We start from the raw sequence: 24301 nt of genomic DNA on the forward strand, positions 1-24301 counted from the left end.
AACAGTCGTTGGCCCAGTGCGCTGCTGTGCTGCCCGGTGGCTCAGTGGTGCAGGATCTTCGAGAGGAAGTCCTTGGCCCGGTCGCTGCGCGGGTTGCTGAAGAACTGGTCGGGAGCGGCCTCCTCCACGATCCGGCCGTCCGCCATGAACACCACGCGGTTGGCGGCCGAGCGCGCGAAGCCCATCTCGTGCGTGACGACGACCATGGTCATGCCGTCCCGGGCCAACTGCTGCATGACCTCCAGGACTTCATTGATCATCTCGGGGTCGAGGGCCGAGGTCGGCTCGTCGAAGAGCATCACCTTCGGGTCCATCGCCAGCGCCCGGGCGATCGCGACGCGCTGCTGCTGACCGCCGGAGAGCTGCGCGGGGTACTTGTCGGCCTGGTTGCCGACGCCTACCCGGTCGAGCAGCTTGCGTGCCTTCTCCTCGGCCGCCTGCTTGTCCGCCTTGCGGACCTTGATCTGGCCGAGGGTGACGTTCTCCAGCACCGTCTTGTGCGCGAAGAGGTTGAAGGACTGGAAGACCATGCCGACGTCGGCACGGAGCTTGGCCAGTTCCTTCCCCTCCTGGGGCAGCGGCCTGCCGTCGATCGTGATGCTGCCCGAGTCGATGGTCTCGAGCCGGTTGATGGTCCGGCACAGGGTCGACTTGCCGGACCCGGAGGGGCCGATGATGACGACGACCTCACCCGGCGCGATGGTCAGGTCAATGTCCTGGAGGACGTGCAGCGCACCGAAGTGCTTATTGACGTTGTCCAGCACGACCAGCTTGTCGGTCGTGGCCTCGGGACCGCCTGCGTCCTTGGTCACCGATACTTCGCTCATCGGCGTGTAGCTCCGTCCTCGTCGGTTGCGAGGACCTTAGTGAGCGGCCGACGTGACCGTCATTACATCTGAGCTGAAATTGAGCATAACGATCCGGCGGCAGCCCGGCACACTGGGTAAAGGGGACGGTACCGGCTGCATAACGGATGCCGACAGCCGGGTGGCAGCCCCTTGACTCACCTGCTCCGATCAGCGTGGATGCACTGTCGGAACTTCGCAGGGTCGCGCGGGTGCGGCAAGGGCCGCACGCGGGAACAGGAGGCTGCCGGGTGAGAGTGCTGCTCGTCGAGGACGACGACCGTGTCGCCGCGGCGCTCTCCGCGGTACTGGCGCGGCACGGCTTCCAGGTCACCCACGTGCGCAGCGGCGCCGAGGCGCTCCAGGAACTCCTGGCAGGCGGCCAGGAGGGGCCCCGCTTCGCCGTCGTCCTGCTCGATCTGGGCCTGCCCGACCAGGACGGCTTCGAGGTGTGCGGACGCATCCGCCGCGCCGGCTCCACACCCGTGATCATGGTGACGGCACGCGCGGACGTGCGGTCCCGCATCCACGGCCTCAACCTCGGCGCGGACGACTACGTGGTCAAGCCGTACGACATGGGGGAGCTGCTGGCCCGCATCCACGCCGTCAGCCGCCGCACGGCCGCCGAGGAGAGCCAGGCCGCCGAGAGCGGTGACGCGCCGGACGGCGGCACGGCGGCCACCCCGGGCACGATCCGGCTGGGCGCCGTCACCATCGAACTGCCCACCCGCCGGGTGAGTGTGGACGGGACGCTGGTGGCGCTCACCCGCAAGGAGTTCGACCTGCTCGCGCTGCTCGCGCAGCGGCCAGGCGTCGTCTTCCGCAGAGAGCAGATCATCAGCGAGGTGTGGCGCACCAGTTGGGAGGGCACAGGGCGCACCCTCGAGGTGCACGTCGCCTCCCTGCGCGCCAAGCTCCGCCGGCCCGCCCTCATAGAGACCGTGCGCGGCGTGGGCTACCGCATGGCCGCCCAGGGCGCCTGAGCCGACAGGACCGACCGGAACCGACTGTGCGCACCCGCCTCCTCCCCCTTCTGATCGTCCTGCTCGCCGGGATCCTGCTCGCGCTGGGCTTCCCGCTGGCCGTCAGCCAGGCGCAGGCCGAACAGCAGCGCGTGGTCGTCGACCGGATCGACGACACCGCGCGCTTCGCCTCCCTCGCCCAGTTCGTCACCTCCACCAGCCAGCCCGACGAGCGCCGTGCCACGCTCCAGCACGAGCTGGACCGCTACCACGACCTCTACGGCATCCGCGCGGGTGTCTTCTACCGGGACGGCCGCACCATGGCCGCCTCGCCCCGCGACTGGCGCGTGCCGGGGGACGACGCGGAGACCGGCCAGGACGCCCGGCCGGACGGTGCCCGCGCGTTCGCCGAGGCGCTGGCCGGACGGCGCAGCCACGACCCGCCCCAGGTGTGGCCCTGGCAGCGCGACGGCCGGATCGCGGTCGCCTCCCCGGTGATCCGGGACGGTGACGTGGCGGCCGTGGTGCTCACCGACTCGCCCACCGGACCGATGCGTTCGCGCATCCTGCGCGGCTGGCTGGGCATCGCCGTCGGGGAGGCCGCCGCCATGCTGCTGGCCCTGGGAGCCGCGCTGCGCCTGACGGGCTGGGTGCTCAAGCCTGTGCGCACCCTGGACCGGGCCACCCACGAGATCGCCACCGGCAAGCTCACCTCCCGGGTCGTCGCCTCGGTCGGCCCGCCGGAGCTGCGCAGACTGGCGCACTCCTTCAACGAGATGGCGGGCAACGTGGAGAGCGCGCTGGAGCAGCAGCGCGCCTTCGTCGCGGACGCCTCCCACCAACTGCGCAACCCGCTCTCCGCGCTGCTGCTGCGCATCGAACTGCTCGCCCTGGAGCTGCCGGAGGGCAACGAGGAGATGGCCTCCGTCCGCGCCGAGGGCAAGCGGCTCGCGCGCGTGCTGGACGACCTGCTGGACCTGGCGACGGCCGAGCACAGCGACGCCTCGCATGTCACGCTGACCGACGTGGCCGAGGTCGCCGCGGAACGGGTCGCCGCCTGGCGGCCCAGCGCCGAGCGGAAGGGCGTGGAGCTGACCTTGGCGGGGCAGGCGGCGGCGACCGGCTGGGCGGACCCGGTGGCGCTCTCCAGCGCGCTGGACGCGGTCGTCGACAACGCCATCAAGTTCACCCCCGGCGGCGGCGCGGTCACCGTCAGCGTGCGCGCCGAGGGCGACCAGGTGACGGTGGAGACGGCCGACGGCGGTCCGGGACTGACCGACGAGGAGCTGGAGCGGGTGGGCGACCGCTTCTGGCGCAGCAGCCGCCACCAGAACGTCTCCGGCTCGGGGCTGGGCCTCTCGATCACCCGCGCCCTGCTCGCCGGGAGCGGGGCGGCACTCTTCTTCGCGCACAACGAGCCGCAGGGGCTGCGGGTGCTGATCACGGTGCCGCGGAACGCCCCGGGGTGAGTGGGGGCGCTCCCCGGGGCGAGCCCGGAACGCTCCCCGCCGCGAAGCGGGCAGGGGTCAGGGCTTGGCGGAGCGGTAGTAGCGGCGCGCGCCCTCGTGGAGGGGCACGGGGTCGGTGTAGATGGCGGTGCGCAGATCCACCTTCTGCGCGGCGTGCACCTCCAGCCCTATCTGATCCCTGCTGTTGATGACCGAGCGGGTGATGCCCTCGGTGAGCGCCGGGTCGGTGCGGTCGGTGGTCACCAGCAGGTTGGCGATGGCGACGGTCTTGACCGACCGGCCGCGCTGCACCGTCGGGTAGGCGTCGGGTGCCATCACCGCGGCGCGGTAGTAGCGCGATTCGGGTCCCTGTTCGTGCAGCCGGGGCAGCAGGTCGCCGAGCTGCACCAGACGGATGTCCGTACGCTCCGCGAGCCGCTCGATGGCACCTGTCGGCAGTCCGCCCGACCAGAAGAACGCGTCCAGCTTCCCCTGGGCCAGCAGCTTGGGCATCCGGTCGATGCCCTCGTGGACGGGACGGATGTCGTGGCGCATGTCCAGCCCCGCCGCCTTCAGCAGCCTGCCGGTCACCAGCCAGACCCCGGAGCGCTTCTCACCGACACCGACGCGCATCCCCTTGAGGTCCTTGGCGCTGTCCACGGGGGAGTCCCTGGGGACGACCAGATGCATGTAGTCGTCGTACAGCCGCGCGCAGGCCCGGATGCGGGAGGCGTCCTTGCCGCCCTCCTCCCGGTAGGCGGCGAGTGCGTCGGAGGCGGTGATGGTGTAGTCCGCCTTTCCGGAGGCGACCCGTGCCACGTTCTGCACCGAGCCCTGGCTGTGCTGCAGTGTCAGATCGACCCTCGGCAGGTCCCGGGACAGCCGCTGTTTGAACAGGGTGCCGTAACGCTCGTACACGCCTGTGCGCACCCCTGTTGCGAAGGTGACCTGCCCTCCGGGCGACGGCGTCGGCGAGGGCATCAGCCACCACAGCAGCAGCACGCACACCGTGAGGACGGCGGCCGACGCCCACACGACGCGACGGCGGCCGGCGGCGAGCCGCCTGGTGCGGAGCACCGAGAGAGGCATCGTTCGCGGACGCAGGCTGGCCATGGGACGCGATACTGCCAGTCCGCCGGGCGCGAGGGAGTGGTCGGGGTCACGTCCTCGCATCGAAACGGTGCATGTGTCCTACAGGCGGTTCACGAACTGCAAATTTCACACTGTCGCTTGCTGAGTGGAACGGCAGGGGCCATAGTGACGGGCAGACCACGTGTCCCGGCTCGCACGCGCGCCGGGACCAGCCCGACGGAAGGCGCCCCCACGTGTACGCCGCCCCCGCTCGCAGGGATCACGCAGCAGCCTCCACGACCGCGTCCCCCGGCGGCGCCGGTGAACCCGCCGCCCCACCCGGACACACCGGACACACCGGGGATACCGGCTGGCAGCTCCGTATCCCCGCGCGGGAGCGGAACATCGCCCGTGCCCGGGCCGCGTTCTCCCGATGGCTGGCTGAGAGAAACGATCCGCCGGTGCCCGCCGGGACGGCGGACGACGCCGTGCTCCTGCTCTCCGAACTGACCACCAACGCCGTGGTGCACACCCGCTGTCTGCCCGACGCGGAACTCGTCTGCCGGGCGGCCCTGGCACCCCACGGCGCCTCCACCGCGGCGCTGCTGCGCATCGAGGTGCACGACCCCTCGGAGGGTGACGAGGCGCCGCACATGAAGGACAGCGAGGCGGCCGACGAGAGCGGACGCGGCCTGTGCATCGTTGCGGCACTCGCCGCCGACTGGGGCGTGCGGCCCTCTCCGCTCACCGTCGGCAACGCCGTCTGGGCGACCCTGCGCCTCCCCCACCGGCTTCCCGAACAGTGACCGGCCGCCCGCCGGTTCGCCTACCGCACAGTGAGCTGCGTCACAGCTGATGCGTGGTTCCCAGGGGTGCACCACGGGCGCGGCGGAGCACACCCGTGAAAACGCCTACCCTTGTCGCATGAGCAGTAGCGACCGGAGTCAGGCAGTGGACGTCGTCGAGGGCGTCAAGGGGACGTACGAGGTGCGCACTTTCGGGTGCCAGATGAACGTCCATGACTCCGAGCGGATGGCGGGCCTGCTGGAGGACGCGGGCTACGTCCGCGCGCCGCAGGGGGCCGACGCCGCCGACGTCGTCGTCTTCAACACCTGTGCCGTCCGCGAGAACGCGGACAACCGCCTCTACGGCAACCTCGGCCAGCTCGCGCCCAAGAAGGCCGCGCGGCCGGGGATGCAGATCGCGGTCGGCGGCTGCCTGGCGCAGAAGGACCGCGACACCATCGTCAAGAAGGCGCCCTGGGTGGACGTCGTCTTCGGCACCCACAACGTCGGCAAGCTCCCCGTGCTGCTGGAGCGCGCCCGGCTGCGCAGCGAGGCACAGGTCGAGATCGCCGAGTCCCTGGAGGCGTTCCCCTCCACACTGCCCACCCGTCGCGAGAGCGCCTACGCGGCCTGGGTGTCCATCTCGGTCGGCTGCAACAACACCTGCACGTTCTGCATCGTGCCGCAGCTGCGCGGCAAGGAGAAGGACCGCCGGCCCGGCGACATCCTCGCCGAGATCGAGGCCCTGGTCGACGAGGGCGTCACCGAGATCACCCTGCTCGGCCAGAACGTCAACGCCTACGGCTCCGACATCGGCGACCGCGAGGCGTTCAGCAAGCTGCTGCGCGCCTGCGGCCGCGTCGAGGGGCTGGAACGCGTCCGCTTCACCTCCCCGCACCCCCGCGACTTCACCGACGACGTCATCGCCGCCATGGCCGAGACGCCCAACGTGATGCCGCAGCTGCACATGCCGCTCCAGTCCGGTTCATCCCGTGTGCTGAAGGCGATGCGCCGCTCCTACCGTCAGGAGCGCTTCCTCGGCATCATCGAGAAGGTCCGCGCCGCCATCCCCGAAGCGGCGATCTCCACCGACATCATCGTCGGTTTCCCCGGTGAGACCGAGGAGGACTTCGCCGAGACGCTGCACGTCGTGCGCGAGGCCCGGTTCGCCCAGGCGTTCACCTTCCAGTACAGCAAGCGGCCCGGAACCCCCGCCGCCGAGATGGACGGGCAGGTTCCCAAGGAGGTCGTCCAGGAACGCTACGAGCGGCTGGTGGCCCTCCAGGAGGAGATCTCCTGGGAGGAGAACAAGAAGCAGGTCGGCCGCACGCTGGAACTGATGGTCGCCGAGGGCGAGGGCCGCAAGGACGACGCCACCCGGCGGCTCTCCGGCCGGGCGCCCGACAACCGCCTGGTGCACTTCACCCGCCCCCAGGAGCCGGTCCGCCCCGGCGACATGGTGACCGTCGAGATCACCTACGCCGCCCCCCACCACCTGCTCGCCGAGGGCCCCTCCAAGGCCGTGCGCCGCACCCGCGCGGGAGACGCCTGGGAGCGCCGCACCACCGGCCGGGCCGACGGCGCGACGTCGCAGCAAGGCACGGGCGTGCTGCTCGGCCTGCCCACGGTCGGTGTCCCCGAGCCGCTGCCCGCGGCGACCGGCGGCTGCGCACTCGACTGAACCACCGGACGGCCAGGACGGAAACCACGACCCCGCCGGGCCGCCACAGCGGTGTACCGGTCCGGGCGCGCGGCTTCGCGGCCGGACCACCACCCCGCTTCCGGACGACCCCCCGGACCGGACACGGAAGATGGCCTCCGGTCCCTTCTGTCACCTGTTCTCGCGGATCTCGCACGCGCGGGTGAGTCACGGCGCGGGCAGGGTGGGAAGTGGTCCGTACGGCACTTAAGCTGCGCGCCATGCTTGTCGCCGCAGCCGTATGCCCCTGCCCCCCGCTTCTCGTGCCCGAGGTCGCCGGTGGTGCCGCCGCCGAGATGGACGCGGCGCGCGCCGCCTGTTACGACGCCGTCGGCGTCCTGGCCGCCGCCCGTCCCGACCAGCTGTATGTGATCGGTCCCGCGGAAGTGGCGGGGCGCGGCCCGCACCCGCAGGGCGCGCGTGGTTCGTTCGCCGGGTTCGGCGTCCCGCTGGAGGTGAGCCTCGGCAAGGGCGAGCCCGCCCGCCGTGAGCTTCCGCCGTCCCTGGCGGTGGGCGCCTGGCTGCTGGAGCGCACGGACTGGACCTGCTGCCCCGTCGAGGGCCTCGGCATCGGGGAACCGCTCGCCCGGGACCGCTGCGTGGAGACGGGCCGCGAGCTGGCGACGGGCGCCGACCGGGTCGCACTGCTGGTGATGGGGGACGGCAGCAACTGCCGCACCCTCAAGGCCCCCGGCTACTTCGACGACCGTGCCGCCGCCTTCGACGCCGCAGCCGCGCGGGCCCTGGGCAGCGCCGACACCACCGCGCTGCTGGCGCTGGACGAGGAACTGGCCTACGACCTCAAGGCCGCCGGCCGCTCCTCCTGGCAGACCCTCGCGGGCGCAGCGCAGGGCGCGGGTCTGGCCGGACGCCTGCTGTACGACGACGCCCCTTACGGCGTGGGCTACATGGTGGCCAGCTGGTCGTGACGGCGCCGTGCGCACAGGCGACAGCCGTGCGCAGACGGCGACGGGGGCGTGCGCTGCACGACGCAGCGCACGCCCCCGTCGCCGTCCCGCCGGGTACACCGTCGACAAGACCGGACCACTCGTCCGGGAACGGTGCCCACAAGGCCGCGAGGCGCTCGCTCAGCGGCCGTGAGCCGCCTCGGGGGCCCGGCCTCCCTGGCTCGACCGGGAGGCCGTCACCAGGCCGCCTGCGCCCTCGGGTCCGACCGTGGGACCCTGCGGCCCGGGGCTGGGCCATCACCCTCGGACCTCCGGCCCGTCTCCGGGCGACTCGGCAAGCGGCCGTCACGGGAAGCGGCCGTCACGGGAAGCGGCGGCAAGCCCCGGCAGGCCGGTCAGGAGCCGGTGCCGCTCCCGCCGCCCGTCGGACCGGAACCGCCGCTGCTCCCGCCGGTGGGACCACCGGCGGGGCCGTCCGTGGGGCCGTGGCCGGAGCCGCCGTGCCCGCCGGGACCGCGCCCCTCGCCGGCCAGCCGCTGGGCCGCCTCCTTGGCCTTACGGGTACCGGCGTCGATCTGGCTGCTGTATTTGCCCTTGGTCTTGGAGTCGGCGACCTTGGCGGCCTTGTCCAGCCCCTGCTGGACCTTGTCGCCGTGCTGGCCGAGCATGCCCTTGACCTTGTCCATGAAGCCCATCGCGGTCACCTTCCTGCTGTGCCGTGCGACGCGGGCCGCACGGCTACTTGCGAGCGTTGTCGCCGGTCTCGCTGTCGGCGGCCTTGTCGGCGGACTGCTGCTTGGGGATGCCCACGGCCGCCTCGGCCGCCTCGCCGCTTTCGACACTAGCCGCCGGCGGGACTTCACCGGACTCCCCTCCGGCGTGCCCGGCCTCCCGGGGGCCGGTACCCGCCGACGCCGCGTCTGCGTCCCCGTCCCCGGGCGTGTTCTCCCGGTTCTCCCGCGAGGTGTCGCCATCCGCCGCCCGCACGCCCGCGTCGGGGCCGGCTTCCTGTGTGCCCTCGTCCCGCCCGGCGTCGGCCCGCGCCGCCGCAGCCGGGTTCGCCGCCGGGTCCGCAGCCGTCCCGGTCTCCTCCGCGGGGGTGGCGTCGGGGCCGTCCTGTGTTGACTTGCCGGACGAACGACGGAGAAGTCTCGCAAATACGCCCATATCTACTCCAGACCATACTCGTGTGGGCGAAATCCCGCGCCTTGCGGAGCGTCCCATTGCGCCGCCCCGGGGCACCGGTGCGGAAACCGGCTGTCGGAACCTCGCAACGGGCAACGACCCCCGGGACGGTCCGTCACGTCGCTCGTTCGGGAACCGGCAGGCCGGTTTGCGAGACTTGACGCGTGAACGCCCACGTCGTCCCCCAGTCCCCCTCGCCGGACCTGCCCCCGGTCGTCGCCGTCGTCGGACCCACCGCGGCGGGCAAGTCCGACCTCGGCGTCCACCTCGCCCGCGAATTGGGGGGCGAGGTCGTCAACGCCGATTCCATGCAGCTCTACCGGGGCATGGACATCGGGACGGCCAAGCTGACCGTCGAGGAACGGCAGGGGGTGCCGCACCACCTCCTCGACATCTGGGACGTCACGGTCGCCGCCAGCGTCGCGGAGTACCAGCGGCTCGCCCGCGCCGAGATCGACCGGCTGCGCGGTCTGGGGCGGGTGCCCGTCCTGGTCGGGGGCTCGGGGCTGTACGTGCGCGGCGCGCTGGACGCCATGGAGTTCCCCGGCACCGATCCCGAGGTGCGCGCCGCCCTGGAGGAGGAGCTGGCCGAGCACGGTCCGGGCGTGCTGCACCAGCGCCTGGCCGCGGCCGACCCGGAGGCGGCCCGCGCCATCCTGCCCAGCAACGGGCGCCGCATCGTCCGTGCCCTGGAGGTCATCGAGATCACGGGCAGGCCTTTCACGGCGAACCTGCCGGGACACGAAGCCGTCTACGACACCGTCCAGATAGGCGTGGACGTCGCCAGGCCGGAGCTGGACGAGAGGATCGCCCGCCGTGTGGACCTGATGTGGGAGGCGGGCCTCGTCGACGAGGTCCGCGAGCTGGAGAAGCGGGGGCTGCGCGAGGGGCGCACGGCCTCCCGGGCCCTGGGCTACCAGCAGGTTCTCGCGGCGCTCGCGGGGGAGTGCACCCTCGAGGAGGCGCGCGAGGCGACGATCCGCGCCACCAAGCGCTTCGCACGCCGCCAGGATTCCTGGTTTCGCCGCGATCCACGGGTGAACTGGCTCAGTGGAGCTGCCGCGGACAGGGGGGAACTGCCGGATGCCGCCCTGACGTTGCTCACAAGGGCGGTTACAGCCTGATCACGTGATGGCATCGGGAAGCCCTGTGCAACCGTCCCGTTACCCCCGGCATGCCATCATCTCCATCGTTGGAAGCCGTAAAGCCGGAGTTGGGAGGGCGCGTGGCAATGGAAGCCGGCCCTCGCGACGACTCCTCTCCCGCGGACGGCGAACCCGCCGCCCTCGGCCCCGCCGCCGGGGACGCGGAGACCGCCGGGGACCCGCCGGACGGCCTGGTCGGTGCGGACGGCGTCGTCGGTGTGGACGGCGTCGTCGGTGTGGACGGCCAGCCGCCCGGCCCCCCGGTCGAGCCGCACGAACTGCGCCCCCAGCGCAAGCTCCGCCTGTGGCAGCTGGCCCCCATCGTGGTGCTCGGGGCGCTCGGCTCCCTGATGTTCGCCTTCCCGCTCGCCTTCGAGCCCGGCGGCAGTTCCGGTGCCGTGGTCTCCATGCTCGGCCTGCTGCTGTGCGGCTGCGCGGCGGGCTGGGGCGTGATGGCGGCCCGCCGCGTGGGGCACACCTGGCCGGGGCTCCCGGCCCGCGGCTCGGACAGACGGCCCGACTGGCGGGTGGTCCTCTGCTACGCGCTCGTGGTGGGAACGCTCGTCGTGCTGGCTGTCTGGCGGGTCGCCCGGCTGCGCTGACCAGCGCGATCGCCCCCCGCCGCGCCCCGCGCCGCTCTCCCGTACGATCGGCAGGGTGACCAGCGCAGCAGGTGTGCCGTTCCTCAAGGGCCACGGCACCGAGAACGACTTCGTGATCATCCCCGACCCGGACGGCGTGCTCGATCTGCCGCCCGAGGCCGTGGCCCGGCTGTGCGACCGCAGAGCGGGCATCGGCGGCGACGGCGTGCTCCGCGTCGTGCGCACGGCCGCGCACCCCGAGGCGCGTCCCATGGCCGCCGAGGCGGAGTGGTTCATGGACTACCGCAACAGCGACGGTTCCGTCGCCGAGATGTGCGGCAACGGCGCCCGGGTCTTCGCGCGCTACCTGGAGCACGCCGGACTGGCCCAGCCCGGCGACCTGGCCCTCGCGACCCGTGCGGGGGTGCGCCGGGCCCATATCGCCAAGAACGGCGGGGACGTCACCATCGCCATGGGCACTGCCGAACTGGCCGCCCCGGACGGCGGCACGGAGATCACCGTCAGCGCCGCCGGACACACCTGGCCGGCCCGCAAGGTCGGCATGGGCAACCCGCACGCGGTCGCCTTCGTCGCGGACCTGGACGATGCCGGACGGCTGCTGGACGCACCGGAGGTGCACCCCGCGAGCGCCTACCCGGACGGTGTCAACGTCGAGTTCGTCGTCACCAGGGGGCCGCGCCATGTCGCCCTGCGGGTGCACGAGCGGGGCGCGGGGGAGACGCGTTCCTGCGGCACCGGTGCCTGCGCCGTGATGGTCGCCGCCGCGCGCAGGGACGGGCACGACCCGCGCCGGGACGGCGTTCCGGTGACGTACACCGTGGACGTGCCCGGCGGACGGCTGGAGATCACCGAGCGGGCCGACGGGGAGATCGAGATGACCGGACCGGCCGTGCTCGTCGCAGAGGGCCGCATCGACCCCGCGTTGCTCCCCTGACCGCCGCGGCCCCTCCGGCGCGCGCCGCCGGGCTACCGGGCGGACCTGGCCGGCCCCTGCATGGCCTCGCGGGCCTGGAGTCGCACGATGGAGTGATCCGCCTCACCCTCGGCCGAAGCCGGTCAGCGGCACGTGATGGGGTCGGTAGCATCACAGCCCCGGCCCGGGGGTGCGGCAGGAGCGGGAGGAGCCCATGAGCGCGGTGCGCGGTCTGCGGAAGCTCAGCAGAGTGGCACTGCTGGGCACGACGTCACGCGACTCCCTGCCGGACGCCATCGAGCACGTCGCCAAGGTGCACCGGGCCCACCACCCCGGTGCGGACCTGCGGCCGCTGCGGAGGGCGTACGTACTGGCCGAGTCCTCGCACCGGGGGCAGACCCGCAAGAGCGGTGAGCCCTACATCACCCACCCCCTCGCGGTCACCCTGCTGCTGGCACAGCTCGGCGCGGAGACCACGACCCTGACCGCCTCCCTGCTGCACGACACCGTCGAGGACACCGCGGTGACGCTCGATCAGGTGCGCGAGGAGTTCGGGGAGCAGGTCTGCTACCTGGTCGACGGCGTCACCAAGCTGGAGAAGGTCGACTACGGTGCGGCCGCCGAGCCCGAGACGTTCCGCAAGATGCTGCTGGCCACCGGCAACGACGTGCGGGTCATGGCGATCAAGCTGGCCGACCGGCTGCACAACATGCGCACCCTCGGGGTGATGCGGCGGGAGAAGCAGGTCCGTATCGCCAAGGTCACCCGGGACGTGCTCATCCCGCTCGCCGAACGGCTCGGCATCCAGGCGCTCAAGAGCGAGCTGGAGGACCTGGTCTTCGCCGTCCTGCATCCCGAGGAGCACGCCGGCACCCGGGAGCTGATCCGCGAGCACAACGCGCGCCCCGACCCGCTGACGGCCTTCGCCGGCCAGGTGCGCCGCACCCTGCGGGACGCCGGGATCACCGCTCAGGTGCTCATCCGCCCCCGGCACACGGTCTCCGTGCACCGTCTGCGGCTCAAACGCGGCCAGCTGGGCGACTGCGACTTCGCCCGCCTGCTGGTGCTCGTGGAGGAGGACGCGGACTGCTACGCCGTATTGGGCGAACTGCACACCTGTTTCGCTCCGCTGGTGTCGCAGTTCAAGGACTTCATCGCCGTCCCCAAATTCAACCTCTACCAGTCGCTGCACACGGCGATCGCCGACACCGAGGGCCGGGTCGCCGAGGTGCTGGTGCGCACCCACCGGATGCACCGCGTGGCCGAGACCGGTGTCATCGCGCTCGGTGACCCACACGCGGCGGCCACCGCGGACGCGGCCCACGACACCGCCGGACAGGCCACGGGAGCCACCGTCGGCGACGCCACGGGGGAGCGCACCGACCCGACCCGCCCAGGGTGGCTCTCCCGGCTGCTGGAGTGGCAGAGCCACGCGCCCGACCCGAACACCTTCTGGCAGGAGCTGCGGGACGAGCTGGCGCAGGACCTGGAGATCACCGTCTACTGCGCCGTCCCCGGCGCCGAGGGCTCCGGCGGCGGAGCCGTCCCGCTGCCGGCCGGTGCGACGTGTGTGGACGCCGCCTACGCCCAGCTGGGAGAGGCGGGGCACCGCTGCATCGGCGCGCGCGTCAACGGGCGTCTCGTGGCGCTCACCACGGTCCTGCGGGACGGTGACGCGCTCCAGCTCTTCCTGGAACCGAGCCACGGCAGCCCCTCGGGGCCGTCCCCGGAGTGGCTGGACCACGTCAGGACCCCCTCCGCCCGGCTGGCCATCCGGGAATGGCTCGCGGCCCACCGCCCGGAGGCGGGCGCCGCGGAGGGCACGGCGGCCGGACAGGAGACGGGCGCCGGCCGGACCGCGGCCGAGGGCCGCGGCACCGTCGCCGACCGGTGTGCGGACGCCCTGCGGGACCCTGCCCCCGGCCCGCGCTCCACCCCCGAATCCCGCACCCGGAGCGCCGGACACGCCCCTGGGCACGGGGGGGCCGGCGGCGAGCGGACGGGGGGCTCCGCACGGCACGCCTTCGGCGGGGTCCGTCAGAAGAGGGCACCCGCGCAGCCCCAGGGGCCGGACCGGTATCCGGAGAACGTGCCCGTCGTGCCGGGCCGTCCCGGTACGCCCGTACGGCTGGCCCGCTGCTGCACGCCCGTGCCCACCGACGCGGTCACCGGGTTTCCCGTACGCGGCGGCGCCGTCACCGTACACCGGGAGAGCTGCCAGTCGGTGGCGCGGATGGCCCGGGACGGGCGTCTGACGCTTCCGGTGCGCTGGGAGCAGGGTGACGCCGGGTGCAGGGTGACCCTGCGGGCCGAGGCGTTCGGCAGGCCGCATCTGCTCGCGGATCTCACCGAGACCATCGCGGCCCACGGTGCCGCCGTCGTCGCCGCCGATGTCGAACCCCCGAGGGAGCAGCGCGTGCGGCACACCTACACCCTCCAACTCCCCGACGCCGCGGGCCTTCCCGCCCTCATGCGCGCGATGCTCGAGGTCCCCGGTGTCTACGACGTGACCCGCTCCGCCAGCCGGGCCGCCGCGAACTGACGCCGCGTCGCACCGCCTCCAACGGTGAGTACAGTCTCCGAGCGGTGAGCACCGCCTCTCCACCGAGCGACAGCCGCCTTCTCACGGCCGCTGCCTCCCCTTCGGCCGCTGCCTCCCCTTCGATCGCGGTCCTCCCGTGAGCCCGCCCGTCCCGCGAACCCCGGCCGCGGCCCTTCTCCCGGACGCGCCCGCGTCCCCTTTCGGGTGGACGCGCCCGGGGAGGATCAGTACCGGTGCCGGGCGCTGGTAGCGATGTCGCATGGCCAGTACAGCCCTCACCTCCCGCGTCCGCGCACGCTCCCGCCGTCGCCGCGGTGCCGTCGCCGGCACCGTCGGCGCCGCCGCTCTCGCCCTCGTCGGAGCGGCCCTTCCCGCGCCCCGCGCGGCCGGGATCGGAGACCCCCTCTTCCCGCACCTCGGCAACCCCGGCTACGACGTCCGCGCCTATGACATCGCCTTCGACTACGGCGGTGACAACAGCAAGCCGCTCACCGCGCGCACCAGCATCGACGCGCGGGTCACCGCTTCGACCATGGACCACTTCAACCTCGACTTCGCGGCCGGAGACGTCCGCTCCGTCGAGGTGGACGGCCGTCCCGCCCAGCACGCACGCGCGGGGGAGGACCTCGTGATCACTCCCCGGACGCCGCTGAGGCGGGGGGACCGGCTGCACGTCGAGGTGCGCCACACCAGCGACCCCACGACGGAGAACGGCGGCTGGGTGCGCACCAAGGACGGTCTGGCCATGGCGAACCAGGCGGACGCCGCCCACCGTGTCTTCCCCTCCAACGACCACCCGGCCGACAAGGCGATGTTCACCTTCCACGTGCGTGCCCCGCGCACCCTCACCGTCGTCGCGGGCGGGCTCCCCATGGGGAAGACTCGCGCGGGCGGGCGCGGTGAGGACACCGTGTGGACGTACCGGATGGCGCACCCCATGGCCACCGAACTGGCGCAGGTCTCCATCGGACGCTCCACCGTGGTGCGCTCGGCAGGGCCGCACGGGCTGCCGCTGCGCCATGTCGTACCGGTGAAGCAGCGCGAGAAGCTGCAGCCGTGGCTGGACCGCACCCCCCGGCAGATCAGCTGGCTTGAGCGGCACGCTGGGCGCTACCCGTTCGAGAACTACGGCATTCTGTCCGCCGAGGCGCAGACCGGTTTCGAGCTGGAGACCCAGACGCTGTCGCTCTTCGAGAACGACGTCTTCGTCAGCCCCGACTACCCCTCGTGGTACAAGGAATCGCTCATGGTGCACGAACTGGCGCACCAGTGGTTCGGCAACAGCGTCACCCCGCACCGCTGGAGTGACCTGTGGCTGAACGAGGGGCACGCCACCTGGTACGAGTGGGGATACGCGGCCGAACGGGGCGGCTTCTCGGTGGAGGAGCGCGCACGTGCCTCGTACGAGCAGTCGGACGACTGGCGCAAGCGCTACGGCCCGCCCGCCGCACTGCTGCCCGCCAGGACGGAGGGCAAGATCCAGCTCTTCAGCCCCATCGTCTACAACGGGTCGGCCGTCGTGCTGTACGCGCTGCGGGAGCGGATCGGGAAGGACGCCTTCGCCCGGCTCGAACGCGTGTGGACGCACCGCTACCGGGACGCGAACGCCACCACTGCCGACTTCATCGCCCTGGCCGGCGAGGTCTCCGGAAAGGACCAGAGCGCGTTCTTGAAGCCATGGCTCTACGGGAAGACCACCCCGCCCATGCCGGGGCACCCGGACTGGAAGCAGAAGAAGCCCGGCAAGACCCGGCCCACCACCGGCGCGGGCCCGGCAGGCACAGGTGCGGGCCCGGCCGGCACAGGTGCGGCCGGCTCGCGCCCGGCGGAGGCCGCGGGCAAGGGCTGAGCCGGCCCATGGCCCCGTCCTCGCTCCCCCCGGCGCCCTGCCGGCGGTGACAGACCGCAAATACGGGTGACGCCGCCGCTGCCCCGTGCGACCATCTGGTGACCGCACGGCGCGGCGGCCGACGCCATCCGCGTGAGACGGGGCCCGTCCGGGAATCTTCCCCGGAGCCGGAGCGTTGTTGCGGGTACGGAAACGTCCCTCGACTTAAGGATCCACTTGACCTTCTCCTCTTCCCTTCCACAGAACGGCCAGCGCATCGCCAGGACGAACCGCCGAGCCGACGCCCTGATGGAAGAGGACGTCGCTCTGAGTCACCCGCTCGACGAGGACCGTGACGGTGAACAGCTCGACCGCTCCGAGCGGGCCGCGCTGAGGCGAGTGGCCGGTCTCTCCACCGAGCTGGAGGACATCACAGAGGTCGAGTACCGGCAGCTGCGTCTGGAGCGGGTGGTACTGGTCGGCGTCTGGACCTCCGGGACGGCGCAGGACGCCGAGAACTCCCTGGCCGAGCTGGCGGCACTCGCCGAGACGGCGGGCGCCCACGTGCTCGACGGCGTCATCCAGCGCCGTGACAAGCCCGACGCGGCCACCTACATCGGCTCCGGCAAGGCGGACGAGCTGCGGGACATCGTCCTGGAGACGGGCGCCGACACCGTGGTCTGCGACGGTGAACTCACCCCGGGCCAGCTCATCCACCTCGAAGACGTCGTCAAGGTGAAGGTCGTGGACCGCACGGCGCTGATCCTGGACATCTTCGCGCAGCACGCCAAGTCCCGGGAGGGCAAGGCGCAGGTCTCGCTGGCGCAGATGCAGTACATGCTTCCCAGGCTGCGCGGCTGGGGCCAGTCGCTCTCCCGGCAGATGGGTGGCGGTGGTTCCGGTTCGGCCGGCGGCGGCATGGCCACCCGAGGCCCCGGTGAGACCAAGATCGAGACGGACCGGCGCCGTATCCGCGAGAAGATGGCGAAGATGCGCCGCGAGATCGCGGAGATGAAGACCGGCCGCGAGATCAAGCGGCAGGACCGCCGGCGCAACAAGGTGCCGTCGGTCGCCATCGCCGGGTACACCAACGCGGGCAAGTCCTCGCTCCTCAACCGGCTCACCGGCGCGGGCGTGCTGGTGGAGAACGCGCTGTTCGCCACCCTGGACCCGACGGTGCGCCGGGCCGAGACGCCCAGCGGCAGGGCCTACACGCTGGCCGACACGGTCGGCTTCGTCCGGCACCTTCCGCACCACCTCGTGGAGGCATTCCGCTCCACCATGGAGGAGGTCGGTGACGCCGATCTGATCCTGCACGTGGTGGATGGCTCGCACCCGGCCCCCGAGGAGCAGCTGGCGGCCGTGCGCGAGGTCATCCGCGATGTCGGCGCGGCCGATGTGCCCGAGATCGTGGTGGTCAACAAGGCGGATGCCGCCGACCCGGTGGTCCTCCAGCGGCTGCTGCACGCCGAGAAGCACGCGCTGGTCGTCTCCGCCCGCACCGGGCAGGGCGTCGACGAGCTGCGGGAGCTGATCGACAACGAGCTGCCGCGCCCCTCCGTCGAGCTGGAGGTGCTGCTGCCCTACACCGAGGGCAAGCTGGTCTCCCGGGTGCACAGCCAGGGCGAGGTGCTCTCCGAGGAGCACACCGAGCACGGCACCCTGCTCAAGGCGCGGGTGCACGAGGAACTCGCCGCCGAACTGCGCGCGTTCCAGCCGGTGGCCGCCGCCCGGGCGTAACCGTCCTCCGGCCCGGCCGGCAGGACCCGACCGACAGAAAGTGCCCCCTCCCCGTCGCCGGGAGGGGGCACTTCACGCTCCGGGCACCGCTGTGCCGCGCGCTGAGGTGGTTGGCCCGCTGACGCGGTCGGTCCGCTGACGTGGGCGGTCCGCTGACGCGGTGCCGGTCAGCCCTTCCGGCCGGCGGCGTCGAAGACGGCCTTCGCCGTGCGGCCCAGGCGCGGCCCGGCGAGCCAGGTGGCCGGGTGCGGGCCGATGGAGTTGACGGAGATCAGCTCCGGCTTGCCGCCCGCGCCCTTGATCAGCCAGGCACCGCCCGAGGAGCCACCCGTCATGGTGCAGCCGACGCGGTAGAGCGCGGGCTGCGCCGGGTCGATCGTCAGCGCCCCCGGCCTGTCGGTGCACGCGTACATCTTCGCGCCGTCGAACGGCGGTGCCGCCGGGTAGCCGTAGTTGCTGACCCCGCGGATACGGGACGACGAGGGGGCGTGGAAGTTGACCTTGACGGCGTTGCCGACGGTCTCCTCCAGCGACTTGCCGCTCTTGTTCACCGGCTGGACGCTCAGCACGGCGAAGTCCTGCTGGGAGCCGCCGCCCCCGGACTTGGCGCCCTTCTGGATCCAGTAGTTCGTGGTCTGCGCCCACTTCACCCACCACTCGCCGTACGGGGCGACCTCCTGCGGCGGGGCGTTGTTGACCGAGGGCATGTCCAGGCCGCGGTCGTTGAAGGCCGGGATGAAGGTGATGTTGCGCAGCCAGCCGCCGCTGCGCCCCGAGTGGACACAGTGCCCGGCCGTGGCCACCAGATTGGACCTGCCCGGATGGCGCGGGTCCTTGACCACCGTGCCGGAGCAGACCATCGGGCCCTCCGGGGTGTCCATGAAGACCTTGCCCGCCGGGGCGGCGTTGCGGGTGTACGGGGTCTTGACGGCCCGCGCCCGCACCGGACGCGGTTCGGCGGTGTTCGCCGCACCGGAGGTGCTCTCGATGTTCTCGGGGACCTTCTTCTCGTTGTCCTCGGCCTTCTTCATCCGGCCCAGGTCCCAGTGGCCCTTGAGGTAGGGGTTGACGAAGTCCTCGGCGTCACGCACCCACTGGTCCTTGTCCCAGTTCTTCCAGCCTCCGCCGCGCCACTCGTCCAGGTCCTGCAACGAGGTGGGAAGGTCCTTCGGGAGCTTGTCCGGGATACCGATCCCCTCCTTGCCGCCGGAGTCCCGCGGCGTGTCGGAGGCGGCCGGCTTGGCGTCCGTCTTCTTGCCGGAGTCGCCGTCGCCCGAGTCGCAGGCCGTGGCCGTCATGGCCAGCGCCGCGACGAGCGCGGCGGCGGCCATGACCGGCCGCCCACGCCCTGCTCTGCGTATGCGTGACATGTTCCGAGTCCCCCTGAAGGTTGTACGAGAAAGCCCGCGCGCCCGCGTGGCATTCGTGCGACGTGCGCGCGGCGTCCGTGCGGTGAGCATGCGACGTCCGCGTGGCGTCCGTGTGGTGAGCGTGCGGGGCCCGGCGGGGCGAACCACCGGGCGGGGGGACGGGCGTGCACACGGTCTACCGCACGCACCCCCACCCCCGGGCCGGGGCCGGTCCGGACGGCCGTCGGCCTTCCGGACCGGCTGTCAGCTCTCCTTGCTGATCGCGTCGAAGACGGCCTTGGCCTCCTTGCCCAGGCGGGCGCCCGCCAGCCAGTCGGCCGTGATCGGGCCGATGGAGGTGACCGAGAGCAGGCGCGTGCCCGAGGCGTCGAGCCAGGGGCCACCGGACGAGCCGGCCGTCATGGTGCAGCCGATGCGGTACATCGTCGGCTGCTGCGGGTCGATCGTGAGACGGCCCGGCTTGGCGGGGCAGCGGTACATCCGGGCTCCGTCGAACGGCGGGGCCGCGGGGTAGCCGACGGCGGTCAGGCTCCTGAGTGACTTGACCCGCGGCGTGTTGAAGGCGACCCGCACCGCGCCGCCCGCCTTCTCCTCCAGCGAGGTGCTGTCCGTCTTGTCCTCGGGCTGGACGCTCAGCAGCGCGAAGTCCTGCTGCGCGCCCTTGCCGCCCCGCTCGGCGCCGTTGCGGATCCAGTGGTTCGTCGTACGGGCGCGCTTGGCCCACCAGATGCCCTTGGGTGCGACCTGTGTCTTGGAGGCGTTCGCCAGCCGCTGGTTGGACATGCCCCGGGGGTTGTAGTCCGGCACGAAGACCACGTTGCGGTACCAGCCCTTGCCCGCGCCGCCGTGCACACAGTGCCCGGCCGTGGCGACGAGGTTGGACTTGCCCGGGTGCCGCGGGTCCTTGACGACCGCGCCGGAGCAGACCATGGCGCCCTTGGGGGTGTCCATGAACACCTTGCCGACGGGCAGCTTGTCCTGGGTGTACGGCGTCCTGACGGCAGCGGCCTTGACGGGCTTCGGCGTCGGGTCGGTGACGCCCTCGTCCTCGCCGGTGCCGTCCCGGCCGCCGCTCTCGCTGTCGTCGATGTCCGAGTCGTCGATCTTGCGGTCGTTCCCGTCCGCGTCCTTCATGCGGTCCGGGTCCCACAGGTCATCGATGATCGGGTTGAAGAAGTCCTGCGCCTCCTTCAGCCACTTGTCCCGGTCCCAGTTCTTCCAGGCACCGTTCTTCCACTTGTCCAGGTCTTCCAGGGAAGTCGGCAGGTCCTTGGGGAGATCGTCCGGAAGTCCCAGATCCTTCTTCAGGTCCCGGCTGGGCTGCTTCTCGGACGCGGCCGGGCTGGGCTTGGCGTCCGCCTTGTTCTCCTCCGGACCGCAGGCCGTCGCGGTGACCGCCAGCACGGCGGCGACCGCTGCCGCGGCCAGCGCCGGACGGCGCCGCGCGGGCCTGGCTATCGATGGCATGGCTGAAACTCCCCCTGAAGTGGATCGTGCCTGTTGACTTGTCATGCACCTCGCCGGGCGGGGCGCCCCCACTATGCCCGGTGGTGTTCGGGACGGGCACAGCAGGGTCCGCGGTTCCCCGGCGCACCGCCGTCACAGTGCGCCCCCGCACTGCTTCTCCCCGCGCCCCCGGCGGGGAGCGAACTTCAACGGGCCCGTGTTCCCCAGCGCTTCGTCTCGTTGGTGCTTACGGGGGACAGTGGCTCGCTGCCCGGCGCGCCCAGTCGACACCAGTTAAGGAGACCCCAGTGAACGCGCGCTCCGGAGCCGACGGCTCGATGGACCCGGTCCGCACCAGGCCGGCCCGCCGACTGATCGGGCCGACCGAGCCGATGGTGCCCCCGCAGGAGCGTCGTACCGGGCGCCACGAGGACCTCCCGGACGGGCCCCCGGACAGCGGAAGAACGGGGCACACGGGCGGACCCGCCCGCGTGGTCGCCGCCCCCCGCGCACGTACCGCTCCGTACGACCCCCTGCACCACCCGGACTCCGGCAAGGCGGCCGACGCGGCGGCGTCGGAGAACCTGCTGCGCTGCTGGGTGCGTGAGACGGGCCTGGCCTGTCCGCCGGACGGAACGCTGCGTGTCCCGCTGCCCGCCAGCGGCACCGCGCTCCTGGTGCCGGTACGGCACTGGTCGGTCGTCGGCTGGCACCGCTTCGACCCCCCGTACCTCAAGGGCGCGCCCCCCAATGCCGCCCCGCTGGAGGCCGTCGCACTCGCCGCACTCATCGGACGCGAGGCCGCACACGGGGCAGGAGACGTCACGGAGCCCGGGGGCGCGGACAGCCCTGAGGGACGGAGCGGTACGGAGGCCCCCGGCCGTCCTGACGAGCGGGACGGGAGGGAGACCGGCGGTCGTCCCGGTGACCGGGGCGCCCCGGAGGCCGGCGAGGGCGGTGGCGACGGCGGCCTCCGCGCTGCTGCGGGAGCGGCTGCTGCCGGAGTTACTGATTCCGGGGTGGCTCCTTCCGGGGCGGCTGCTTCCGGGGCCGCCCTCTCAGAAGCGGATGCTGCTGGAGCCCCCGTTTCGGGAGCGGTTGCTTCCGGATCCATTGCTCCCGGAGCCGTCGCTCCCGGACGCGTCGCTCCCGGAGCCGTCGCCCGGGAGACCGCCCGCGCCCAGGACAGCGCCGACCTGGTGGGCCGGGTCGCCGACTCCGTGCGGCGCACCGCCCGCTTCCTCGCGGACCGGCGTGAGCATCCCGAGCCACCGCCCGGTACGTGCCCCTTCCTCGACGGCGAACAGGCACTGCTCTTCGGCCACCCCCTCCATCCCACCCCGAAGAGCCGAGAGGGTCTCACCGAAACCGAGGAGAACCTCTACTCGCCCGAGGTACGCGCCGGCTTCCCGCTGCACTGGATGGCCGTCCACCGCACCGTACTGGCGGGGGACTCCGCCTGGACCGACCGCGGCAAGCCCGTCTCCGCCCCCGAACTCGCCGTGCGCCTCAGCGGCCGGGCCCTGGTCGGCCGGCTCCCGGACGACTGCGTTCCGCTGCCCCTCCACCCCTGGCAGGCGGGCGAGCTGCGGCACAGCCCCGCCGTCCGCGGGCTGCTGGAAGCCGGGCTCCTGCACGACCTCGGCCAGACCGGGGAGTGCTGGCACCCGACGTCGTCCGTGCGTACCGTCTTCCGTCCGGACAGCAGCGCCATGCTCAAGCTCTCGCTCGGCCTGCGTATCACCAACTCCCGCCGGGAGAATCTCCGCAAGGAACTGCTGCGCGGCCTGGAGGTGCACCGGCTGCTCCGCGGTGAGCTGGGCGCGGCCTGGCGTGCCGCCCACCCGTGCTTCGACATCGTGCGGGACCCCGCATGGCTCGGCGTCGACGTGCCCGGGGAGGGACGGGTGCCCGGCTTCGACACCGTCATCCGGCACAACCCCTTCGGGGCCGGCGAGGACGCCGTCTGCCTCGCGGGGCTGACCGCGCCCGTGCCCGTCCCGAACGGCTCCGCGGGCGTGCTGCGCTCCCGACTCGCCTCCCTGGTGACCGCGCTCGCCCAGCGCACCAGGAGGCCCCTGACCGCGGTGGCCGCCGAGTGGTTCCTGCGGTACCTCGACGCCGTCGTACGGCCCATCCTCTGGCTGGACGCGCACGCGGGTATCGCCCTGGAGGCCCACCAGCAGAACACGCTCGTCCTGCTGGACGCGCACGGGTGGCCGCAGGGCGGGCGCTACCGGGACAACCAGGGGTACTACTTCCGCGCCTCCCACCGTGAAGCACTCAGCCGCCGTCTGCCGGGCACGGCTCTCGGCGTGGCCAGTGACACCTTCGTCGCCGACGGGGTGACCGACGAGCGCTTCGCCTATTACCTGGGCATCAACAACGTCCTCGGCCTCATCGGGGCCTTCGGCTCCCAGCGGCTGGCCGATGAACGGGTGCTGCTGGCGGCGTTCCGGCGCTTCCTCGCCGACGCCGCGCGGGACAGGCCGGCCTCGCCGCTGCCCGCGCTCCTGCTGGAGTCCCCGACGCTGCGCTGCAAGGCCAACCTGCTCACCCGGCTGCACGGCCTGGACGAGCTGGTGGGACCGGTGGACACCCAGTCCGTGTACATCACCCTCGACAACCCGATCATCCCGTGACCCCCTGACCCCGGCCCCCCGCCGGCCCTCGCAGGAGAGGAGACGTCCTCATGCCGCACCTCCAGCCGGGCTCCGCACCACCCGCGAGCACTCCAGGTGGCTCCGCCACCGACACCGCGGGTACGGCGGAGCCCGGCTCCGTTCCCAGCAGCGACGACCCCCTCACAGCCGTCGGGCCCCCTGGCATCCGCGGGGCGGAGGCGGCCCGGCTCGGCAGCCCGCGCGGAGGACCCCCTGCCCGCGCGGCGGACAGCCTGCTCGACGACCCCGCCGGCTGGCCGGCCGTCCCCACGGCGGCGGGACGGTTCCAGCTCGTGCCCGTCCAGGTCGGACGGGATCTGACGCTGATCTCCTCCTGGATGAACGACCCCGCGGTGGCGGCCTTCTGGGAACTGGCGGGCCCCGAACACGTCACCGAGAGGCACCTGCGGCCGCAGGTGGAGGGCGACGGGCGCAGCGTCCCCTGCCTGGGTGTCCTGGACGGCACCCCCGTGAGCTACTGGGAGCTGTACCGCGCCGACCTCGATCCCCTGGCCCGCCACTGCCCTGTCCAAACCCACGACACCGGTGTGCACGTGCTCATCGGGGGAGGCGCAGAGCGGGGCAGGGGCCTCGGAACGCTGCTGCTGCGCACGGTCGCGGATCTCGTCCTGGACGGGCGCCCCCGGTGCGGGCGGGTGCTCGCCGAGCCGGACGTGCGCAACGTTCCGTCCGTCGCGGCCTTTCTCGGCGCGGGCTTCCGGTTCGGTGCAGAGATCGAGCTTCCCGCCAAGCGTGCGGCCCTGATGGTCCGCGATCGCGCGCTGCGTCACGTGCTCTGAGCGGCGGTCGTGGTCCGCCGGTTCCGGCGCGGACCGGGCGGTCACCCGCCCCGTTCCGGGAGCGGGGGCCGGGGACGGCCGGGGACGGGACCACTGAGGAGGACCGCACCGGACGGCAGCGTTCCGCACCCCGCGGCTGCTCCTCCGGCCGTCGCCTCCGCCTGCCGCCGTCCGCCGCCGCCCCTGACCCGTGCCCGTTCCGCTTCCGTCCGCTGACGTTCCGGTCTCCCGTTCCCGTCCCGTCCCATTGCGTCCCGTCCCGTTGCGGACACCGTCCCGGTCCTGCTCCACCCGTCCCCTCCCCTCCCCTCCCCTCCCCGTCCCGGTGCCGATTTCCGTCCCGTCCCGT

Annotated in this window: 19 protein-coding genes; 13 read left to right on the forward strand and 6 right to left on the reverse strand. The window is 72.7% G+C overall.

Annotated features, from left to right (window positions below; all coding sequences use genetic code 11):
- Positions 1-41: 41 nt before the first annotated feature.
- Positions 42-827 carry an amino acid ABC transporter ATP-binding protein gene (locus FM076_RS24915; RefSeq protein ID WP_173873157.1) on the reverse strand — a complete coding sequence of 262 codons (786 nt, stop codon included), beginning with the start codon at positions 825-827 and terminating at the stop codon, positions 42-44.
- Between the two features lie 269 nt (positions 828-1096).
- Here FM076_RS24915 and FM076_RS24920 point away from each other — a divergent pair, with 269 nt between their 5' ends.
- Entirely contained in the window at positions 1097-1828 is a 732-nt protein-coding gene (locus tag FM076_RS24920; RefSeq protein ID WP_173873158.1) for a response regulator, read from the forward strand.
- A 26-nt stretch (positions 1829-1854) separates the two neighbouring features.
- Positions 1855-3276 (forward strand): ATP-binding protein, encoded by a 1422-nt coding sequence (locus tag FM076_RS24925; RefSeq protein WP_173873159.1) that lies wholly within the window; start codon positions 1855-1857, stop codon positions 3274-3276.
- A gap of 57 nt (positions 3277-3333) precedes the next feature.
- Here the strand turns inward: FM076_RS24925 and FM076_RS24930 are convergent, their stop codons facing one another.
- On the reverse strand, positions 3334-4368 hold the full coding sequence (locus FM076_RS24930; RefSeq protein ID WP_243274628.1) for a TAXI family TRAP transporter solute-binding subunit: 1035 nt from the start codon (positions 4366-4368) through the stop codon (positions 3334-3336).
- Between the two features lie 71 nt (positions 4369-4439).
- On the opposite strand from FM076_RS24930, the gene FM076_RS24935 reads away from it, so the two are divergent.
- The 3 genes from FM076_RS24935 to FM076_RS24945 all read left to right on the forward strand — a co-directional run bounded on the left by FM076_RS24935 (position 4440) and on the right by FM076_RS24945 (position 7739).
- Positions 4440-5132, forward strand: a complete 693-nt coding sequence (locus FM076_RS24935) for an ATP-binding protein (protein WP_243274629.1) — start codon at positions 4440-4442, stop codon at positions 5130-5132.
- Between the two features lie 118 nt (positions 5133-5250).
- On the forward strand, positions 5251-6792 hold the full coding sequence (miaB, locus tag FM076_RS24940; RefSeq protein ID WP_173873162.1) for a tRNA (N6-isopentenyl adenosine(37)-C2)-methylthiotransferase MiaB: 1542 nt from the start codon (positions 5251-5253) through the stop codon (positions 6790-6792).
- A 239-nt stretch (positions 6793-7031) separates the two neighbouring features.
- A complete protein-coding gene (locus FM076_RS24945) occupies positions 7032-7739 on the forward strand; it encodes a class III extradiol dioxygenase subunit B-like domain-containing protein (RefSeq protein ID WP_173873163.1) in 708 nt (235 codons plus the stop codon).
- Between the two features lie 374 nt (positions 7740-8113).
- On the opposite strand, the gene FM076_RS24950 is transcribed toward FM076_RS24945, so the two are convergent.
- Both FM076_RS24950 and FM076_RS24955 read right to left on the reverse strand, forming a co-directional pair.
- Complete coding sequence (locus tag FM076_RS24950) at positions 8114-8413, reverse strand: antitoxin (RefSeq protein ID WP_173873164.1); 300 nt, start codon at positions 8411-8413, stop codon at positions 8114-8116.
- Positions 8414-8456: 43 nt separating this feature from the next.
- Complete coding sequence (locus FM076_RS24955) at positions 8457-8885, reverse strand: hypothetical protein (protein ID WP_173873165.1); 429 nt, start codon at positions 8883-8885, stop codon at positions 8457-8459.
- Positions 8886-9106: 221 nt separating this feature from the next.
- Between FM076_RS24955 and miaA the strand changes: the two genes are divergently transcribed.
- From miaA to hflX, 6 genes are all read left to right on the forward strand, one after another.
- Positions 9107-10027 carry a tRNA (adenosine(37)-N6)-dimethylallyltransferase MiaA gene (miaA, locus tag FM076_RS24960; protein ID WP_173874983.1) on the forward strand — a complete coding sequence of 307 codons (921 nt, stop codon included), beginning with the start codon at positions 9107-9109 and terminating at the stop codon, positions 10025-10027.
- Positions 10028-10134: 107 nt separating this feature from the next.
- On the forward strand, positions 10135-10650 hold the full coding sequence (locus FM076_RS24965) for a hypothetical protein (RefSeq protein ID WP_173874984.1): 516 nt from the start codon (positions 10135-10137) through the stop codon (positions 10648-10650).
- A gap of 55 nt (positions 10651-10705) precedes the next feature.
- Positions 10706-11584: a diaminopimelate epimerase gene (gene dapF, locus FM076_RS24970; RefSeq protein WP_173873166.1), complete on the forward strand. Its 879-nt coding sequence runs from the start codon at positions 10706-10708 to the stop codon at positions 11582-11584.
- A gap of 193 nt (positions 11585-11777) precedes the next feature.
- On the forward strand, positions 11778-14105 hold the full coding sequence (locus FM076_RS24975; RefSeq protein ID WP_173873167.1) for a RelA/SpoT family protein: 2328 nt from the start codon (positions 11778-11780) through the stop codon (positions 14103-14105).
- A gap of 259 nt (positions 14106-14364) precedes the next feature.
- The gene (locus FM076_RS24980) at positions 14365-15954 is read left to right on the forward strand and encodes a M1 family metallopeptidase (RefSeq protein WP_173873168.1); all 1590 of its coding nucleotides are present in this window, start codon (positions 14365-14367) and stop codon (positions 15952-15954) included.
- Between the two features lie 216 nt (positions 15955-16170).
- A complete protein-coding gene (gene hflX / locus FM076_RS24985; protein ID WP_173873169.1) occupies positions 16171-17673 on the forward strand; it encodes a GTPase HflX in 1503 nt (500 codons plus the stop codon).
- A gap of 167 nt (positions 17674-17840) precedes the next feature.
- On the opposite strand, the gene FM076_RS24990 is transcribed toward hflX, so the two are convergent.
- Both FM076_RS24990 and FM076_RS24995 read right to left on the reverse strand, forming a co-directional pair.
- Positions 17841-19043, reverse strand: coding sequence for a trypsin-like serine peptidase (locus FM076_RS24990; protein ID WP_173873170.1), 1203 nt, complete (start codon positions 19041-19043; stop codon positions 17841-17843).
- Between the two features lie 243 nt (positions 19044-19286).
- Positions 19287-20510, reverse strand: coding sequence for a trypsin-like serine peptidase (locus FM076_RS24995; protein ID WP_173873171.1), 1224 nt, complete (start codon positions 20508-20510; stop codon positions 19287-19289).
- Between the two features lie 287 nt (positions 20511-20797).
- On the opposite strand from FM076_RS24995, the gene FM076_RS25000 reads away from it, so the two are divergent.
- Together FM076_RS25000 and FM076_RS25005 are read left to right on the forward strand one after the other, a co-directional pair.
- A complete protein-coding gene (locus FM076_RS25000; protein ID WP_345945208.1) occupies positions 20798-23131 on the forward strand; it encodes an IucA/IucC family protein in 2334 nt (777 codons plus the stop codon).
- A 50-nt stretch (positions 23132-23181) separates the two neighbouring features.
- Positions 23182-23952: a GNAT family N-acetyltransferase gene (locus tag FM076_RS25005; protein ID WP_173873172.1), complete on the forward strand. Its 771-nt coding sequence runs from the start codon at positions 23182-23184 to the stop codon at positions 23950-23952.
- Positions 23953-24301 lie beyond the last annotated feature (349 nt).

Origin of the sequence: Streptomyces albus subsp. chlorinus (genome assembly GCF_013302895.1) — a bacterium.
Taxonomy (GTDB): Bacteria; Actinomycetota; Actinomycetes; order Streptomycetales; family Streptomycetaceae; genus Streptomyces; species Streptomyces chlorinus.

What these genes read in the sequence shown, in the direction of transcription:
- FM076_RS24915 (WP_173873157.1), bottom strand. Translation starts at nt 827, where the DNA reads ATGAGCGAAGTATCGGTGACCAAGGACGCAGGCGGTCCCGAGGCCACG.
- FM076_RS24930 (WP_243274628.1), bottom strand. Translation starts at nt 4,368, where the DNA reads ATGGCCAGCCTGCGTCCGCGAACGATGCCTCTCTCGGTGCTCCGCACC.
- FM076_RS24935 (WP_243274629.1), top strand. Translation starts at nt 4,440, where the DNA reads ATGTGTCCTACAGGCGGTTCACGAACTGCAAATTTCACACTGTCGCTT.
- miaB (WP_173873162.1), top strand. Translation starts at nt 5,251, where the DNA reads ATGAGCAGTAGCGACCGGAGTCAGGCAGTGGACGTCGTCGAGGGCGTC.
- FM076_RS24945 (WP_173873163.1), top strand. Translation starts at nt 7,032, where the DNA reads ATGCTTGTCGCCGCAGCCGTATGCCCCTGCCCCCCGCTTCTCGTGCCC.
- FM076_RS24950 (WP_173873164.1), bottom strand. Translation starts at nt 8,413, where the DNA reads ATGGGCTTCATGGACAAGGTCAAGGGCATGCTCGGCCAGCACGGCGAC.
- FM076_RS24955 (WP_173873165.1), bottom strand. Translation starts at nt 8,885, where the DNA reads ATGGGCGTATTTGCGAGACTTCTCCGTCGTTCGTCCGGCAAGTCAACA.
- FM076_RS24965 (WP_173874984.1), top strand. Translation starts at nt 10,135, where the DNA reads ATGGAAGCCGGCCCTCGCGACGACTCCTCTCCCGCGGACGGCGAACCC.
- FM076_RS24975 (WP_173873167.1), top strand. Translation starts at nt 11,778, where the DNA reads ATGAGCGCGGTGCGCGGTCTGCGGAAGCTCAGCAGAGTGGCACTGCTG.
- FM076_RS24980 (WP_173873168.1), top strand. Translation starts at nt 14,365, where the DNA reads ATGGCCAGTACAGCCCTCACCTCCCGCGTCCGCGCACGCTCCCGCCGT.
- FM076_RS24990 (WP_173873170.1), bottom strand. Translation starts at nt 19,043, where the DNA reads ATGTCACGCATACGCAGAGCAGGGCGTGGGCGGCCGGTCATGGCCGCC.
- FM076_RS24995 (WP_173873171.1), bottom strand. Translation starts at nt 20,510, where the DNA reads ATGCCATCGATAGCCAGGCCCGCGCGGCGCCGTCCGGCGCTGGCCGCG.
- FM076_RS25005 (WP_173873172.1), top strand. Translation starts at nt 23,182, where the DNA reads ATGCCGCACCTCCAGCCGGGCTCCGCACCACCCGCGAGCACTCCAGGT.